This window comes from Paenibacillus dendrobii (assembly GCF_009807035.1).
Taxonomy (GTDB): Bacteria; Bacillota; Bacilli; order Paenibacillales; family Paenibacillaceae; genus Paenibacillus_AQ; species Paenibacillus_AQ dendrobii.
Window position 1 is genome coordinate 17,316 of sequence record NZ_WUBI01000008.1, and the last position, 14,648, is coordinate 31,963.

24 protein-coding genes are annotated in these 14,648 nt (G+C 45.5%); all 24 read right to left on the reverse strand.

Going from position 1 to position 14,648, the window contains the following annotated elements; genetic code table 11:
* Positions 1-23: 23 nt before the first annotated feature.
* Positions 24-209, reverse strand: coding sequence for a 50S ribosomal protein L30 (gene rpmD / locus GRF59_RS28055; protein WP_127606503.1), 186 nt, complete (start codon positions 207-209; stop codon positions 24-26).
* 12 nt (positions 210-221) lie between these two features.
* On the reverse strand, positions 222-719 hold the full coding sequence (gene rpsE / locus GRF59_RS28060; RefSeq protein ID WP_160501026.1) for a 30S ribosomal protein S5: 498 nt from the start codon (positions 717-719) through the stop codon (positions 222-224).
* A 26-nt stretch (positions 720-745) separates the two neighbouring features.
* Positions 746-1,114: a 50S ribosomal protein L18 gene (gene rplR / locus GRF59_RS28065; RefSeq protein ID WP_160501027.1), complete on the reverse strand. Its 369-nt coding sequence runs from the start codon at positions 1,112-1,114 to the stop codon at positions 746-748.
* Positions 1,115-1,197: 83 nt separating this feature from the next.
* Positions 1,198-1,740: a 50S ribosomal protein L6 gene (rplF, locus tag GRF59_RS28070; RefSeq protein ID WP_136609118.1), complete on the reverse strand. Its 543-nt coding sequence runs from the start codon at positions 1,738-1,740 to the stop codon at positions 1,198-1,200.
* Positions 1,741-1,770: 30 nt separating this feature from the next.
* The gene (gene rpsH, locus GRF59_RS28075; RefSeq protein WP_136609117.1) at positions 1,771-2,169 is read right to left on the reverse strand and encodes a 30S ribosomal protein S8; all 399 of its coding nucleotides are present in this window, start codon (positions 2,167-2,169) and stop codon (positions 1,771-1,773) included.
* 32 nt (positions 2,170-2,201) lie between these two features.
* Entirely contained in the window at positions 2,202-2,387 is a 186-nt protein-coding gene (locus tag GRF59_RS28080; RefSeq protein ID WP_074961883.1) for a type Z 30S ribosomal protein S14, read from the reverse strand.
* A 47-nt stretch (positions 2,388-2,434) separates the two neighbouring features.
* Complete coding sequence (gene rplE, locus GRF59_RS28085) at positions 2,435-2,977, reverse strand: 50S ribosomal protein L5 (protein ID WP_160501028.1); 543 nt, start codon at positions 2,975-2,977, stop codon at positions 2,435-2,437.
* A 31-nt stretch (positions 2,978-3,008) separates the two neighbouring features.
* Positions 3,009-3,362 carry a 50S ribosomal protein L24 gene (gene rplX, locus GRF59_RS28090; protein ID WP_160501029.1) on the reverse strand — a complete coding sequence of 118 codons (354 nt, stop codon included), beginning with the start codon at positions 3,360-3,362 and terminating at the stop codon, positions 3,009-3,011.
* Between the two features lie 82 nt (positions 3,363-3,444).
* Positions 3,445-3,813, reverse strand: coding sequence for a 50S ribosomal protein L14 (rplN, locus tag GRF59_RS28095; RefSeq protein ID WP_136609115.1), 369 nt, complete (start codon positions 3,811-3,813; stop codon positions 3,445-3,447).
* A 38-nt stretch (positions 3,814-3,851) separates the two neighbouring features.
* Positions 3,852-4,118, reverse strand: coding sequence for a 30S ribosomal protein S17 (gene rpsQ, locus GRF59_RS28100; protein ID WP_136609114.1), 267 nt, complete (start codon positions 4,116-4,118; stop codon positions 3,852-3,854).
* Positions 4,119-4,161: 43 nt separating this feature from the next.
* Positions 4,162-4,359 carry a 50S ribosomal protein L29 gene (gene rpmC / locus GRF59_RS28105; protein WP_036712586.1) on the reverse strand — a complete coding sequence of 66 codons (198 nt, stop codon included), beginning with the start codon at positions 4,357-4,359 and terminating at the stop codon, positions 4,162-4,164.
* A complete protein-coding gene (gene rplP, locus GRF59_RS28110) occupies positions 4,349-4,783 on the reverse strand; it encodes a 50S ribosomal protein L16 (RefSeq protein WP_094600172.1) in 435 nt (144 codons plus the stop codon). The genes rpmC and rplP overlap by 11 nt, the downstream gene beginning before the upstream one ends.
* 2 nt (positions 4,784-4,785) lie before the next feature.
* Positions 4,786-5,451, reverse strand: a complete 666-nt coding sequence (gene rpsC, locus GRF59_RS28115) for a 30S ribosomal protein S3 (RefSeq protein ID WP_136609113.1) — start codon at positions 5,449-5,451, stop codon at positions 4,786-4,788.
* A gap of 13 nt (positions 5,452-5,464) precedes the next feature.
* Positions 5,465-5,797: a 50S ribosomal protein L22 gene (gene rplV, locus GRF59_RS28120; RefSeq protein ID WP_136609112.1), complete on the reverse strand. Its 333-nt coding sequence runs from the start codon at positions 5,795-5,797 to the stop codon at positions 5,465-5,467.
* 35 nt (positions 5,798-5,832) lie between these two features.
* The gene (gene rpsS, locus GRF59_RS28125; protein ID WP_094600175.1) at positions 5,833-6,111 is read right to left on the reverse strand and encodes a 30S ribosomal protein S19; all 279 of its coding nucleotides are present in this window, start codon (positions 6,109-6,111) and stop codon (positions 5,833-5,835) included.
* 69 nt (positions 6,112-6,180) lie between these two features.
* Positions 6,181-7,011: a 50S ribosomal protein L2 gene (rplB, locus tag GRF59_RS28130; RefSeq protein WP_160501030.1), complete on the reverse strand. Its 831-nt coding sequence runs from the start codon at positions 7,009-7,011 to the stop codon at positions 6,181-6,183.
* Between the two features lie 12 nt (positions 7,012-7,023).
* On the reverse strand, positions 7,024-7,317 hold the full coding sequence (gene rplW, locus GRF59_RS28135) for a 50S ribosomal protein L23 (protein WP_160501031.1): 294 nt from the start codon (positions 7,315-7,317) through the stop codon (positions 7,024-7,026).
* Positions 7,317-7,940: a 50S ribosomal protein L4 gene (rplD, locus tag GRF59_RS28140; protein ID WP_160501032.1), complete on the reverse strand. Its 624-nt coding sequence runs from the start codon at positions 7,938-7,940 to the stop codon at positions 7,317-7,319. Before rplD ends, rplW begins: the two co-directional genes overlap by 1 nt.
* A gap of 26 nt (positions 7,941-7,966) precedes the next feature.
* Complete coding sequence (gene rplC, locus GRF59_RS28145; RefSeq protein WP_160501033.1) at positions 7,967-8,590, reverse strand: 50S ribosomal protein L3; 624 nt, start codon at positions 8,588-8,590, stop codon at positions 7,967-7,969.
* A 33-nt stretch (positions 8,591-8,623) separates the two neighbouring features.
* A complete protein-coding gene (gene rpsJ, locus GRF59_RS28150; protein ID WP_005544556.1) occupies positions 8,624-8,932 on the reverse strand; it encodes a 30S ribosomal protein S10 in 309 nt (102 codons plus the stop codon).
* Between the two features lie 229 nt (positions 8,933-9,161).
* The gene (locus GRF59_RS28155) at positions 9,162-10,598 is read right to left on the reverse strand and encodes a globin-coupled sensor protein (protein ID WP_160501034.1); all 1,437 of its coding nucleotides are present in this window, start codon (positions 10,596-10,598) and stop codon (positions 9,162-9,164) included.
* 123 nt (positions 10,599-10,721) lie between these two features.
* Positions 10,722-11,912 (reverse strand): elongation factor Tu, encoded by a 1,191-nt coding sequence (tuf, locus tag GRF59_RS28160; protein WP_160501035.1) that lies wholly within the window; start codon positions 11,910-11,912, stop codon positions 10,722-10,724.
* Positions 11,913-12,028: 116 nt separating this feature from the next.
* Positions 12,029-14,113, reverse strand: a complete 2,085-nt coding sequence (gene fusA / locus GRF59_RS28165; RefSeq protein WP_160501036.1) for an elongation factor G — start codon at positions 14,111-14,113, stop codon at positions 12,029-12,031.
* A 48-nt stretch (positions 14,114-14,161) separates the two neighbouring features.
* Complete coding sequence (gene rpsG, locus GRF59_RS28170; protein ID WP_160501037.1) at positions 14,162-14,632, reverse strand: 30S ribosomal protein S7; 471 nt, start codon at positions 14,630-14,632, stop codon at positions 14,162-14,164.
* Positions 14,633-14,648 lie beyond the last annotated feature (16 nt).

Sequence of the window (14,648 nt, forward strand, 5' to 3'; positions counted from 1 at the left end):
TTGTAGGTTAATCTTTAGATAGATTAACCTTCAATTTCTGTTACAGATACCAGATGGCTCACTTTGTTGATCATTCCGCGAATCGCGGGATTGTCGTTGTGTACCACGCTGGAGTTAAGTTTACGCAAGCCGAGAGTCTTAACGGTTGTACGCTGAGTTTCAGGACGACCGATTACACTGCGGACGAGGGTAATTTGAAGTTTAGCCATGACATTCCCTCCTTAACCGAGAAGCTCTTCGACAGATTTGCCACGTAGTTTGGCAACATCTTCAACACGCTTCAGACGGGACAAGCCTTCCAAAGTTGCGTTGACCATGTTCATGGAGTTCGAAGAACCCAAAGATTTTGTCAAGATGTCACCTACACCAGCAAGTTCCAGTACGGCACGTACAGGACCGCCAGCGATTACTCCAGTACCTTCAGAAGCTGGTTTCAAAAGAACGCGACCAGCACCGAAGTGACCAGTAACCAGGTGTGGAATGGATGTTCCTACGATCGGAACGTGAATCAGATTTTTCTTAGCATCTTCAATGCCTTTGCGGATGGCGTCAGGTACTTCGCCTGCTTTACCGATACCGGCACCAACGTAGCCTTTGCCATCACCGACAACAACCAGAGCGCTGAAGCTGAAACGGCGTCCGCCTTTTACAACTTTAGCTACACGGTTAATATTTACAACTCTTTCAGTCAGTTCTAAAGTGTTCGGATCTACACGCAAGTCGTTAACCTCCTTTTTAGAAATTCTTAGAATTCCAAGCCTGCTTCGCGTGCTGCTTCAGCCAAGGCTTGAATCCGTCCATGATACAGGTATCCTCCACGGTCGAATACAACCGATGTGTGACCCTTTTCTTTCGCGCGCTTAGCAACCAGTTCGCCTACTTGACGAGCGGATTCTACGCTACCGCCGTTCTTAATAGAACTGCTAAGTTCTTTATCAACTGTAGATGCGGATACGATGGTTACACCTGCTACGTCATCGATCAGTTGAGCATAGATATGTTTAGAAGAACGGAATACGTTCAGACGTGGACGAGCTGCAGTACCTTGGATTTTCTTGCGTACACGCAGATGACGTCTGACACGTGCCTTGTTCTTATCCTGTTTTGTAATCATGACTTCCCTTTCACTCCTTTCAGTTTGCCATTACAGCTTCACTTTAAGACGCATGGGGTAAAAGACTGATAAGTTTAGAAAGCTTATTTCTTCTTACCAGCTTTACCTTCCTTACGGATAATGCGCTCGCCTTCATACTTGATCCCTTTACCTTTGTAAGGCTCAGGCTCGCGAACGGAACGGATTTTAGCAGCGTATGCACCTACGCGCTCTTTATCGATACCGCGAACGATGATTTTTGTATTTGCAGGCACTTCGAATTCGATACCGGCTTCTGGAGTGATTTCAACTGGATGAGAGTATCCAACGTTCAGAACGATCTTATCTCCGGATTTGCTTGCACGATATCCGACCCCAACCAATTCCAGAGATTTGGAGAATCCTTCAGTAACGCCGCTCACCATGTTGTTGACAACGCTGCGGGTCGTGCCATGAAGGGAACGATGCAGTTTGTTATCAGATGGGCGTTCAACGACGATCTCGTTGTTTTCAACCGTTACTTTCATATCCTTGTGAAGTTCACGAGTCAAAGAGCCTTTAGGTCCTTTAACTGTAATTTCGGTATTGTTCAGTGTGATATCCACACCGCTAGGTACTGCGATTGGTTTGCGACCAATACGGGACATTTGTTGCACCTCCTTGTTTTGTGACGTGTATTACCAAACGTAGCAGACAACTTCTCCGCCAGCTTTGGATTGACGAGCTTCTTTGTCGGTCATAATCCCCTTAGAAGTGGAGATAATCGCAATTCCGAGACCGCCGAGTACACGAGGGATTTCATTGCTCTTCGTGTAGACGCGCAGACCTGGTTTACTGATTCTTTTCAAACCGGAGATAACGCGTTCGTTGTTTGCACCATATTTCAGGAAAACACGGATAATCCCTTGTTTGTTGTCATCGATATATTCTGCATCACGGATGAAACCTTCACGCTTCAAGATATCAGCGATTTGTTTTTTCATCGTCGAAGCAGGCATTTCTACTGTTTCGTGACGTACAGTGTTAGCGTTACGAATACGAGTAAGCATATCTGCAATTGGATCAGACATAGTCATGTGTGTAAACCTCCTTCCCGATTATAAACTTCTTACCAGCTTGCTTTTTTGACGCCAGGAATCTGGCCCTTATAAGCTAATTCACGGAAACAAATTCTGCAAATTTTGAACTTTTGCAGTACCGAATGTGGACGACCGCAACGTTCGCAGCGCGTGTAAGCACGAACTTTATACTTAGGCGTACGTTGTTGTTTTACTTTCATCGAAGTTTTTGCCACTTAGCCTGACACCTCCTAAAAAATTTTCGGAGAAATGGATTTGCGAATTATTTCGCAAAAGGCATTCCCAATTGAGCGAGCAGCTCGCGGGACTCTTCGTCAGTTTTTGCCGTCGTTACGATAACGATATCCATACCACGGACTTTATCCACTTGATCATACTCGATCTCAGGGAAAATCAGTTGTTCCTTGAGGCCAAGTGTGTAGTTGCCGCGTCCGTCAAATGCTTTGGTGGACACGCCGTGGAAGTCACGTACACGTGGAAGAGTAATGTTGAACAATTTGTCCAAGAAGTAATACATACGCTCACCGCGCAGCGTTACTTTCACACCGATCGGCATATTCTCACGCAATTTGAATCCAGCGATGGATTTTTTAGCACGAGTGATAACTGGTTTTTGACCAGCAATCAGCTGCATATCATTGACTGCGGAATCAAGTACTTTCGAGTTGGATACGGCATCACCCACACCCATGTTGATGACAACCTTCTCGATTTTAGGTACTTGCATTACCGTAGAATAATTGAACTTCTGCATCAAGGCAGGAGTGATTTCGTTCAGAAAACGTTCTTTCATTCTTGTTGCCATGAATCATAAACCTCCTTTCTCCACTGTTCGATTAGTCGATAACTTCTCCGGACTTTTTGGCTACGCGAACCTTTTTACCGTTATCGAGCACTTTGTAACCCACACGAGTTACGTTACCGCTCTTCGGATCAAGATGCATCACGTTGGATACATGGATTGGCGCTTCCTGTTCAATAATTCCGCCTTGCGGATTCATTTGGTTCGGCTTCTGGTGTTTTTTCACCATGTTGACGCCTTCCACAAGCACGCGGTTCTCACGTGGATAAGCTGCAATGACACGGCCTTTTTTGCCTTTGTCTTTACCGCTGATCACCATAACTTTGTCGTCTTTTTTGACGTGAAGCTTGTTATTGTGCGATTCAAGAACCTTTTTCACTTTTGGCATTTATTACACCTCCTGCGGCTTGCCTTTTGACAAGCATAACTTGGAACGATCTATTCAATCGGTTATCCGATCAATGTAAGTCTTAGATAACTTCCGGTGCCAAGGAAACGATTTTCATGAAGTCTTTATCACGAAGTTCGCGAGCCACTGGTCCGAAAATACGAGTTCCGCGAGGGCCTTTGTCGTCTTTAACAACAACCGCTGCGTTTTCGTCAAATGCGATATAAGATCCGTCCTTACGGCGTACAGAACGCTTCGTACGAACCACAACAGCCTTGACTACGTCACCCTTTTTGACAACGCCGCCTGGTGTTGCTTGTTTCACGGAACAAACGATCAAATCACCGATTGCAGCAGTACGACGACCCGTACCACCCAATACGCGGATACACATCAGTTCCTTCGCACCAGAATTGTCAGCTACATGCAGACGTGTAAATGGTTGAATCATTGAAATTTCCTCCTTTCGGAAAAACTGTCGTTATATCTTTAGATGATAACCGCTTTTTCAACGACTTCTACCAATCTCCAGCGTTTGTCTTTGGAGAGTGGACGAGTTTCCATGATTTTAACGGTATCTCCGATTTTTGCAGTATTGTTCTCATCATGCGCCTTAAATTTCTTAGTGTATTTAATACGCTTGTGGTAGAGATCATGTTTTTTGTAAGTTTCAACAGCTACAACAATGGTTTTTTCCATTTTGTCACTGACAACTTTACCTACTTGCACTTTACGAGCATTGCGTTCTTCGCTCATCGTTAGCCTCCTTCCTGAATACAGGCAAAAATGACTGATTCAATTAACTAATCCCAAGTTCTCTTTCACGGATGACGGTTTTAGCACGAGCTATTTCCCTGCGCACATCACGGATCCGAGTCGGGTTGTCAAGCTGTCCGGTAGCCAATTGAAAACGGAGGTTAAAGAGCTCCTCTTTAAAACCCGCAATCTTTTGCTCAATTTCTGCAGTGGTCAAGTTACGCAGATCATTAGCTTTCATTTGCTTCACCACCCAATTCTTCACGTTTCACAAACTTCGTTTTGATCGGCAGCTTGTGAGCGGCAAGACGCATCGCTTCGCGAGCGATTTCCTCAGGCACGCCTCCAAGTTCAAACATAATCTTACCTGGTTTGACAACTGCGACCCATTTCTCTACGTTACCTTTACCGCTACCCATACGAACCTCAAGAGGTTTTTGAGTGATCGGTTTATCAGGGAAAATTTTAATCCATACTTTACCGCCACGTTTGATGTAACGCGTCATAGCAATACGCGCTGCTTCGATCTGACGGTTCGTAATCCAAGTTGGCTCAAGAGCTTGCAGACCGAATTCACCGAAGTTGAGCTCAGTGCCGCCTTTAGCCATACCTTTCATGTGACCGCGTTGTTGCTTGCGGTGTTTTACACGTTTTGGTACCAACATGATTAGTTGCCTCCTTCCTGAGCAGCTTGTTTCTTAGCCGGAGGAAGTACCTCACCACGATAGATCCATACTTTTACGCCGATACGGCCATAAGTAGTATGCGCTTCTGCTGTACCGTAGTCAATATCAGCACGGAGCGTATGAAGAGGAACTGTTCCTTCACTATATCCTTCCGAACGAGCGATCTCGGCACCGCCAAGACGTCCGCCGACTTGAGTTTTGATTCCCTTTGCACCAGAACGCATTGTTCTTTGAATCGCTTGTTTCAGAGCGCGACGGAAAGATACACGACGTTCCAATTGTTGAGCGATGCTTTCTGCAACCAAGATTGCATCCAGATCCGCATGTTTGATTTCAGAGATATTGATGTGAACTTTTTTACCGCCTGCAATTTTAGTAACTTGGCTGCGAAGTACTTCTACTTCAGAACCGCCTTTACCGATAACCATACCTGGTTTCGCAGTGTGGATAGTTACATTCACACGATTTGCCGCTCTCTCGATCTCAATACGAGATACAGCAGAATCTTTCAGTTTATTCTTAAGGTATTCACGAATTTTAACGTCTTCCAGCAAAAGATTTCCGAAATCTTTGCCTGCATACCATTTCGATTCCCAATCACGAATAATACCGATCCGGAGTCCGACTGGATTTACCTTTTGGCCCACACTTTATCCCTCCTTATTTTTCAGATACCACCAAAGTGATGTGGCTGGTGCGTTTATTGATCCGACTTGCACGGCCCATAGCGCGTGGACGGAATCTCTTCATGGTTGGTCCTTGGTTAACGAAAACCTGGCTAACAACCAGACTGTTAATGTCCATAGAGTAGTTATGCTCAGCATTGGCGATCGCCGAGTTCAGCAGCTTCTCTACAACCAGGGAAGCCGATTTCGGAGTGTGGCGGAGAATGGCGATAGCCTCACCAACTTGCTTACCACGGATCAAGTCAATCACGAGCTTGACTTTACGAGGAGCAATCCGGATCGATCTAGCATGTGCTTTTGCTTCCATTTAATTTTACCTCCTCTCAAACAAAGAGCTTCAAATTATCTTCTTGTTTTCTTGTCATCGTCCGTATGACCTTTGTAAGTACGAGTTGGTGCAAATTCACCCAACTTGTGTCCTACCATGTCTTCCGTTACATATACAGGTACGTGTTTGCGTCCATCGTATACACCGAACGTGTGACCGATAAATTGTGGGAAAATCGTAGAGCGGCGGGACCAAGTTTTGATAACAGCTTTCTTGCTCGACTCGTTCATCACTTCTACTTTTTTCAGCAGGTACCCATCAATGAAAGGTCCTTTTTTCAAACTGCGACTCATCTATAAAATCCTCCCTTCGTCCAATCTCTCGTTACTTTCGGCACTTCACAAAGTTATGCACATTGTGCATTATTTTGTGCGGCGGCGAACGATATACTTGTCAGAAGCTTTTCCTTTTTTACGCGTTTTGAAGCCAAGGGTTGGTTTGCCCCATGGAGACATTGGCGATTTACGTCCGATTGGAGCGCGGCCTTCACCACCACCGTGAGGGTGATCGTTAGGGTTCATAACAACACCGCGTACTTCAGGACGTTGTCCGAGCCAGCGGCTACGACCTGCTTTACCGATCTTGATGAGCTCATGATCTTCGTTACCAACGGAACCGATGGTTGCGCGGCAAACTTTCAGAAGTTTACGAACTTCACCAGAAGACAAACGTACGGATACGTATTTTTCTTCTTTACCCAGAAGCTGAGCTTCGGTACCGGCTGCACGAACCAATTGTCCGCCTTTGCCAGGTTGCAGTTCGATGTTGTGGATAACAGTACCTACAGGAATGTTCTCCATTGGAAGAGTGTTACCGATTTTGATGTCGGCACTCGGTCCGGATTCGATCTTATCTCCAACTTTCAGACCTTTAGGAGCGATGATGTAGCGTTTCTCTCCGTCTGCATAGTGGATCAGAGCGATGTTAGAAGTACGGTTCGGATCATACTCGATTGTAGCAACGGTACCTGGTATGCCGTCTTTCGTACGTTTGAAGTCGATGATACGGTATTTACGTTTATGTCCGCCGCCGTGGTGACGAACTGTAATTTTACCTTGGTTGTTGCGGCCAGCTTTTTTGCTAAGCGGTGCAAGCAACGATTTCTCCGGCTGATTTGTCGTGATCTCTTCAAAAGTAGACACGGACATGTTACGTCTTGCCGGGGAAGTAGGTTTATACTTTTTAATAGGCACGTGATTTCCTCCTTACTCTACAGATTCAAAAAACTCGAGCGCTTTGCTGTCTTTGCTCAGCGTTACGATGGCTTTTTTCCACTCGGTTGTGTAACCGTTGTAGCGGCCATAGCGTTTTGGCTTAGCTGGAACGCGCATAGTGTTAACGTTGGTCACTTTCACTTTGAAAATAGACTCAACGGCTTTTTTGATTTCGGTTTTGTTCGCACGAATGTCAACTTCAAAGGCATACTTAAGGTCAGCCATAAAGTCAGCAGTACGTTCCGTAATCACCGGACGTTTGATAATATCACGAGGATCTTTCATTACGCGAGCACCTCCTCTACCTTCTGAACTGCTTCTTTCGTAATGATCAGCTTGTCGTACATCAGTACGTCAAGAACATTAATGCCGTCTGCCGCTACGAATTTCACACCAGGAATATTACGAGCGGAAAGAGCCACATTATCATCATAGCTAGGAGCCACGATCAGAGCTTTACGTTCCACTTTCAGGTTGTTCAAGATGGTTACAAATTCTTTCGTTTTAGGCGTGTTCAGTGCAAGTGCATCCAGAACGATAATGTTGTTGTCGATCACTTTGGAAGACAATGCGGATTTAATCGCCAAACGACGAACCTTCTTAGGAAGCTTGAACGAGTAGCTGCGTGGTGTTGGACCAAATACAGTACCGCCGCCTTTCCATTGTGGTGAACGGATCGAACCTTGACGAGCACGGCCTGTGCCTTTTTGTTTCCAAGGCTTACGTCCGCCGCCGCGTACTTCAGAACGGCCTTTCACTTTGTGCGTACCGCGACGCAAAGATGCTCTTTGCAGCAATACAGCTTGGTTCATAACATGAACGTTAGGTGTAATACCGAATACCGCTTCGTTCAATTCCAATTCTTCAACTTGGCTTCCGCTGACATTCAACACGGATACTTTTGGCATTGATTGTTCCTCCTTTCCTTAGGTGATTATTTCTTCACCGTTTCATTGATTTTCACGAAACTGTTTTTAGGACCTGGAATCGCGCCTTTGATCAACAAAACATTGCGTTCTGTATCCACTTTAACGATCTCAAGTTTTTGAACAGTTACAGTTACGTTACCCATTTGTCCTGGAAGGTGTTTGCCTTTAGGAACACGGTTTGCTTGGATGGAGCCCATGGAACCTGGTCCACGATGATAACGGGAGCCGTGCGCCATTGGTCCGCGGCTTTGTCCCCAACGTTTGATGTTACCTTGGAAACCTTTACCTTTAGAAGTACCAGTCACGTCAACATATTCGCCTTCTGCAAAAATGTCAGCTTTAAGCTCTTGGCCAACCTCGTATGCCCCGAGGTCAACACCGCGAACTTCGCGAACGTAGCGCTTAGGTGCAGTATTAGCCTTTTTGGCATGACCTGCTTCAGGTTTGTTGGATCTGCTTTCTTTTTTGTCGGAGAAACCGATTTGGATCGCTTCGTATCCATCGTTCTCGACATCTTTCTTTTGCAGAACAACACAAGGACCTGCTTCGATAACCGTTACAGGAATTACATTACCTTCTGGAGTAAATACTTGAGTCATTCCGAGTTTTTTTCCTAAGATACCTTTCATGTTGACACCTCTTTTCTCTTCTTAATTCGGATATTACAATTTGATTTCGATATCTACACCGGACGGCAGGTCCAAGCGCATAAGAGCATCCACAGTTTGTGGAGTTGGGTTCACAATGTCGATCAAACGCTTATGAGTGCGCATTTCGAATTGTTCCCGAGAATCCTTATACTTGTGTACCGCACGGAGAATAGTAATGATTTGTTTTTCAGTTGGAAGCGGAATCGGTCCGGATACACCTGCACCTGAACGTTTCGCAGTTTCAACAATTTTCTCAGCGGATTGATCAAGAATTCTGTGATCGTAAGCTTTCAAACGAATACGAATTTTTTGCTTTGCCATTTTAGTCCCTCCTTCTATCGCCCAATTTGGTATCGGACATACTCCGTGAAAATTTTCTAACACACTGCTCCATGGCAAAGGGGCCGGGTGTGTCAGTAACCTCTCACATCATCGCAACGTCTCAGAACAACATTCATTATTATATAGAAAGAATGGGCACAATGCAAGCTTTTAATAAAAAGAGCGTCATTCTTTTTGAATGTACGCCTCTAAGGACATTTTATTCCGCTCAAAGCAGCGCCGAAGCGGTTTTGAAGCGACTTGCCGACTCAGCCGCCTGTGACGTTGATGAACCAATTCCTTCTATTGTAGTGATTAGCAGCCGAATCTGTTCTTCAACAGAAACAATATCCTTGGTACTATGCTTCATGGATTCTACGATATCGGAGAATACCATTCGGGTTGCCGAGGATTGCTGTCTTCCTAGCCCGGTTAACTGACGAACATCTTGAATTTTGCTGACTACCCCCGAAGTGATCTCTTGTGAGTTATGCACCAATTCAGCTATGCGAACCACCGTCTGCTTCGTATCCTCGGACAATCGGCTGACTTCCTTAGCCACTACCCCAAAGCCCTTCCCATATTCACCGGCTCTAGCTGCTTCAATCGACGCATTTAATGAAAGCATCTGGGTTTGGCTTGCGATTTCCTTCACGGAATCCACAATATATTCAATCTGTTTCGACGCATTGCTTAATTCCTTTATGTTTTTCTCCATCTCGTGAGTTTGCTCATATATGCTGCTGATCCGCTCGTTGAGTTCCTCCATCTGAACGCTTCCTTCTTGCGCCATCCTCTCCGAAGTAACCGCCAGAGATGATGTTTTCTGGAAAGTGCCGCTGACTTCAATACTGCTGGCAATCAACTGCTCAATGGCCTCATTGGTGGAAATGCTGAGTTGAATTAAATCTTCGCTAAACATAGCAATTTTATTCTTCAGTTCGTTCTTAACCTTTTCATGCTCAAGTAGCTGCTCCTGCATGTTTTCTTTTTCGTAAGCCTCAAGTACCAGCTGCTGCTCCAAATTAAGCAGTTTGGTAATTGTACGAATAACCATAAGTCTCTGCTCGTCATCCATTCGTATTTCCTTATAGAGGATTTCCATAAATCCATTTTGCAAATTTTGAAATGCCGATAAATACCACTTGGGTTCCAGTCCTACTCGCTTGTGCACTTTGGCGATCATCAATCGTTTAGATATGTACTTTTCATCCACATCTCCATTAAAAATCTCCAGCAAATGGTCTCTGAGGGTCTTTTTCAAACGTTCAATGGTACTATGCTTCACTATGATTTGCTCAAGCTTCTCTACATCAAGTACTGATGTATAAAAAAAGTCAGTTATCCGGTCTAAGTAACGTTCTACTTCTGGTTTGATTTGACGCAGCAACCTTAGATCACTTTCATTCAGATCGATCATACGCATTTGTTCATTAAGTTCGTTTTGACCCGGAAGGAAATGATGGCTCTCCTTCTTCGCGTCATTCACAAACGCGTACTCCTGTTGAATATTGTTTCTCCCCACCATCTTACTTAGGAAACCGAAAGGGCATTTATGCAAAGGGCACTCCTCATTCCAAAAAGATTGATTACACAAAGAGTATACAAAAAATGATAAATAAACTATACACAATTGTAAAGGAGGATACAAAACAACCATATCCATATCTAAAAAAACAAAAGGCACCTCTCATAAAGAGAAGTGCCTTCTGCATCTTGTGTTTACATCATATCGTTACTCGTTCCAGCACAATGTTGCATTTATCGAAAATTAAGGCGAAAGCCTTAACTATTTCAAGATTGTTGCTACTGCGCCAGCGCCAACTGTACGTCCGCCTTCACGAATAGAGAACTTAGTTCCTTCTTCGATCGCGATTGGAGCAATCAGTTGTACTGTAACAGTGATGTTGTCGCCAGGCATAACCATTTCGGAACCTTCTGGCAGGTTGATGATACCCGTTACGTCAGTTGTACGGAAGTAGAACTGTGGACGGTATCCAGTGAAGAAAGGCTTATGACGGCCACCTTCTTCTTTAGTCAGAACGTAGATTTGTGCAGTGAATTCAGTATGAGGTTTAACTGAACCTGGCTTAGCCAGTACTTGACCACGTTCGATTTGAGCACGGTCTACACCACGAAGCAGGGCTCCGATGTTGTCACCAGCTTGAGCGGAATCAAGCAATTTGCGGAACATTTCTACGCCAGTTACGACGGATTTTTTGGACTCTTCAGCGATACCGATGATTTCGATTTCGTCGCCCACTTTAACAGTACCACGTTCTACACGACCTGTAGCAACGGTACCGCGGCCAGTGATGGAGAATACGTCCTCGACAGGCATAAGGAAAGGCTTGTCAGTGTCGCGTTCTGGAGTTGGGATGTACTCGTCGATGATGTTGAACATTTCAACGATTTTTTGAGCCCACTCGCCATCTGGGTTTTGCAGAGCTTCACGAGCAGAACCTTGGATGATTGGAGTGTCGTCGCCTGGGAAGTCATATTCGTTCAGCAGGTCACGTACTTCCATTTCAACCAGTTCAAGAAGTTCAGCGTCTTCAACCATGTCGCATTTGTTCAAGAATACAACGATGTAAGGAACGCCTACTTGGCGGGACAACAGGATGTGTTCGCGAGTTTGCGGCATAGGGCCGTCAGCTGCGGATACAACCAGGATTGCTCCGTCCATTTGGGCAGCGCCAGTGATCATGTTTTTAACATAGTCGGCGTGTCCTGGGCAGTCAACGTGTGCATAGTGACGAGCAGGAGTTTCGTATTCTACGTGAGCTGTAGAGATTGTGATACCGCGTTCGCGCTCTTCTGGAGCTTTGTCGATTTGGTCGAATGCTACAGCAGCACCACCGTAAGTTTTGGACAATACAGTTGTGATAGCAGCAGTCAGAGTAGTTTTACCATGGTCAACGTGACCGATAGTACCGATGTTAACGTGCGGTTTGTTACGTTCAAATTTAGCCTTTGCCATTTTGAACAATTCCTCCTTAAATGGAATAATGTTTTATATGTTTGTGCTGACCGGTTACTTATGCAGGTTGTCTTGGTTGTTGAATGTCCCGGTCAGTCTTAAAAACGATGGTTAGCTTATTCAGCAGAACCTTTGGACTTGGAGATGATCTCTTCAGAGATGTTCTTAGGAACCTCTTCATAGTGAGACAGTTCCATGGAGAACACACCGCGTCCTTGGGTACCGGAACGAAGAGTTGTCGAGTATCCGAACATTTCGGACAGAGGCACCTTCGCACGGATGATTTGAGCACCGGAACGGGAATCCATACCTTCAATCCGTCCACGGCGGGAGTTCAGCATACCCATTACGTCGCCCATGTATTCTTCAGGCACGGTAACTTCGACTTTCATGATTGGCTCGAGCAGGACAGGTTTACACTTGTCTTTTGCTGCTTTAAGTGCCATGGAACCGGCAATCTTAAACGCCATTTCATTGGAATCGACATCATGGTACGAACCGTCTACGATTGTAGCTTTAACGTCTACAAGCGGGAAGCCGGCGAGGACACCATTTTTCATGGCTTCTTCGATACCAGTCAATGCAGGCTGAATGTATTCTCTTGGTACGGAACCACCGACGATCTTGCTGTCGAATGTGCTACCAGTACCTGCTTCGAGAGGTTCGAACTCAACCCATACGTGACCGTATTGACCACGACCACCGGACTGACGAACGAATTTACCTTCGACGCGAGCTGGTTGACGGAAGGTTTCACGGTAAGCAACCTGTGGTTTACCCACGTTGGTTTCTACCTTGAATTCACGACGCATACGGTCAATGATGATGTCGAGGTGAAGTTCACCCATACCAGCCAAGATGGTTTGGCCAGTCTCTTCATCTGTATGAGCACGCAGCGTAGGATCTTCTTCTGTCAATTTGCCCAAAGCAACGCCCATTTTGTCTTGGTCGGCTTTGGTTTTTGGTTCTACGGCAATCTCGATAACCGGATCCGGGAAGTTCATGGATTCCAGAATTACCGGAGATTTCTCGTCGCAAAGCGTGTCGCCTGTACCCGTATCTTTCAAACCTACGGCAGCTGCAATATCACCGGAGAAAACTTCGCTGATTTCTTGACGGCTGTTCGCATGCATTTGAAGAATACGGCCAATACGTTCGCGTTTGCCTTTTGTTGCGTTCAATACGTAAGAACCGGATTGAAGAATACCGGAATATACGCGGAAGAACGTCAATTTACCAACGTAAGGGTCAGTCATGATTTTAAATGCCAGAGCTGCGAACGGCTCTTCATCGGAAGAATGACGTTCAACTTCAGTTCCGTCTTCCAGGTGACCCTGAATGGATGGAACGTCAACAGGAGCTGGCAAGTAATCGATAACAGCGTCCAGCATCAGCTGAACCCCTTTGTTACGGTAAGAAGAGCCACAGATAACCGGGAAGATCTTAACTTCTACAACACCTTTACGGAGTGCAGCTTTCAGTTCAGGAATAGTGATTTCTTCACCTTCCAGATACTTCATTGTCAAGTCTTCGTCGAGTTCTGCAACTTTCTCGATCAGTTCTGCGCGAAGCTCTTCGACTTTGTCTTTGAACTCTGCAGGAACTTCTGTTTCTTCAACATCTTGACCCAGGTCGTCTTTGTACATATACGCCTTTTCTTCAACGATGTCGATGATACCTTTGAAATCATTTTCCGCACCGATTGGCAATTGAATTGCAACTGCGTTCGCTTGCAGACGGTCGCGCATATCAGAAACTACGTTCAGATAGTCAGCACCGATGATATCCATTTTGTTTACATATGCGATCCGTGGTACGCCATAACGGTCAGCCTGTCTCCATACAGTTTCAGACTGAGGTTCAACGCCCTCTTTCGCACTGAAAACGCCTACTGCCCCATCCAATACACGAAGGGAACGTTCAACTTCAACAGTGAAGTCAACGTGCCCCGGGGTGTCAATAATATTTACGCGGTGACCTTTCCAAGAAGCGGTCGTCGCAGCGGAAGTAATCGTGATCCCGCGCTCCTGTTCCTGCTCCATCCAGTCCATTGTCGCAGCACCCTCGTGAACTTCACCGATTTTGTGCGTACGGCCTGTGTAGAACAAGATCCGCTCTGTAGTGGTCGTTTTACCAGCGTCAATATGCGCCATAATCCCGATATTACGTGTATTTTTCAAGGAGAACTCTCTTGTCGCCATGCGAATAGTCTCCCTTCAAAATTGAAGTGTAATATGTTGAACTGAATCCTACCAGCGGTAGTGTGCGAACGCTTTGTTCGCTTCAGCCATTTTGTGTGTATCTTCGCGTTTCTTAACGGAAGCGCCTGTGTTGTTGGAAGCATCGATAATCTCTGCCGCCAAACGCTCTTCCATGGTTTTCTCACCGCGGTTGCGGGAGTAGTTTACGAGCCAACGAAGTCCCAAAGCAGTACGTCTCTCTGGTTTTACTTCGATAGGCACCTGGTAGTTTGCACCGCCGACACGGCGAGCTTTAACTTCCAGAACTGGCATGATATTTTTGATAGCTGCTTCAAATACTTCCATAGGCTCTTTACCTGTACGTTCTTGAATCAACTTAAACGAATTGTAAAGAATGCTTTGAGCAACACCTCTTTTACCATCCAGCATAATGCGGTTGATCAGACGAGTAACCAGCTTGCTGTTGTAGACCGGATCTGGCAACACGTCTCTTTTGGTAACTGGACCTTTGCGTGGCATGGATATCCCCCTTTCT

Bases quoted from the DNA above. Each gene is read 5' to 3' on its own strand.
- rpmD (WP_127606503.1), bottom strand. From the start codon at position 209: ATGGCTAAACTTCAAATTACCCTCGTCCGCAGTGTAATCGGTCGTCCT.
- rplR (WP_160501027.1), bottom strand. From the start codon at position 1,114: ATGATTACAAAACAGGATAAGAACAAGGCACGTGTCAGACGTCATCTG.
- rplF (WP_136609118.1), bottom strand. From the start codon at position 1,740: ATGTCCCGTATTGGTCGCAAACCAATCGCAGTACCTAGCGGTGTGGAT.
- rpsH (WP_136609117.1), bottom strand. From the start codon at position 2,169: ATGACTATGTCTGATCCAATTGCAGATATGCTTACTCGTATTCGTAAC.
- rplE (WP_160501028.1), bottom strand. From the start codon at position 2,977: ATGGCAACAAGAATGAAAGAACGTTTTCTGAACGAAATCACTCCTGCC.
- rplX (WP_160501029.1), bottom strand. From the start codon at position 3,362: ATGCCAAAAGTGAAAAAGGTTCTTGAATCGCACAATAACAAGCTTCAC.
- rplN (WP_136609115.1), bottom strand. From the start codon at position 3,813: ATGATTCAACCATTTACACGTCTGCATGTAGCTGACAATTCTGGTGCG.
- rpsQ (WP_136609114.1), bottom strand. From the start codon at position 4,118: ATGAGCGAAGAACGCAATGCTCGTAAAGTGCAAGTAGGTAAAGTTGTC.
- rpmC (WP_036712586.1), bottom strand. From the start codon at position 4,359: ATGAAAGCTAATGATCTGCGTAACTTGACCACTGCAGAAATTGAGCAA.
- rplP (WP_094600172.1), bottom strand. From the start codon at position 4,783: ATGTTGGTACCAAAACGTGTAAAACACCGCAAGCAACAACGCGGTCAC.
- rplV (WP_136609112.1), bottom strand. From the start codon at position 5,797: ATGGAAGCAAAAGCACATGCTAGATCGATCCGGATTGCTCCTCGTAAA.
- rpsS (WP_094600175.1), bottom strand. From the start codon at position 6,111: ATGAGTCGCAGTTTGAAAAAAGGACCTTTCATTGATGGGTACCTGCTG.
- rplW (WP_160501031.1), bottom strand. From the start codon at position 7,317: ATGAAAGATCCTCGTGATATTATCAAACGTCCGGTGATTACGGAACGT.
- rplD (WP_160501032.1), bottom strand. From the start codon at position 7,940: ATGCCAAAAGTATCCGTGTTGAATGTCAGCGGAAGCCAAGTTGAAGAA.
- rplC (WP_160501033.1), bottom strand. From the start codon at position 8,590: ATGAAAGGTATCTTAGGAAAAAAACTCGGAATGACTCAAGTATTTACT.
- rpsJ (WP_005544556.1), bottom strand. From the start codon at position 8,932: ATGGCAAAGCAAAAAATTCGTATTCGTTTGAAAGCTTACGATCACAGA.
- GRF59_RS28155 (WP_160501034.1), bottom strand. From the start codon at position 10,598: ATGGATATGGTTGTTTTGTATCCTCCTTTACAATTGTGTATAGTTTAT.
- tuf (WP_160501035.1), bottom strand. From the start codon at position 11,912: ATGGCAAAGGCTAAATTTGAACGTAACAAACCGCACGTTAACATCGGT.
- fusA (WP_160501036.1), bottom strand. From the start codon at position 14,113: ATGGCGACAAGAGAGTTCTCCTTGAAAAATACACGTAATATCGGGATT.
- rpsG (WP_160501037.1), bottom strand. From the start codon at position 14,632: ATGCCACGCAAAGGTCCAGTTACCAAAAGAGACGTGTTGCCAGATCCG.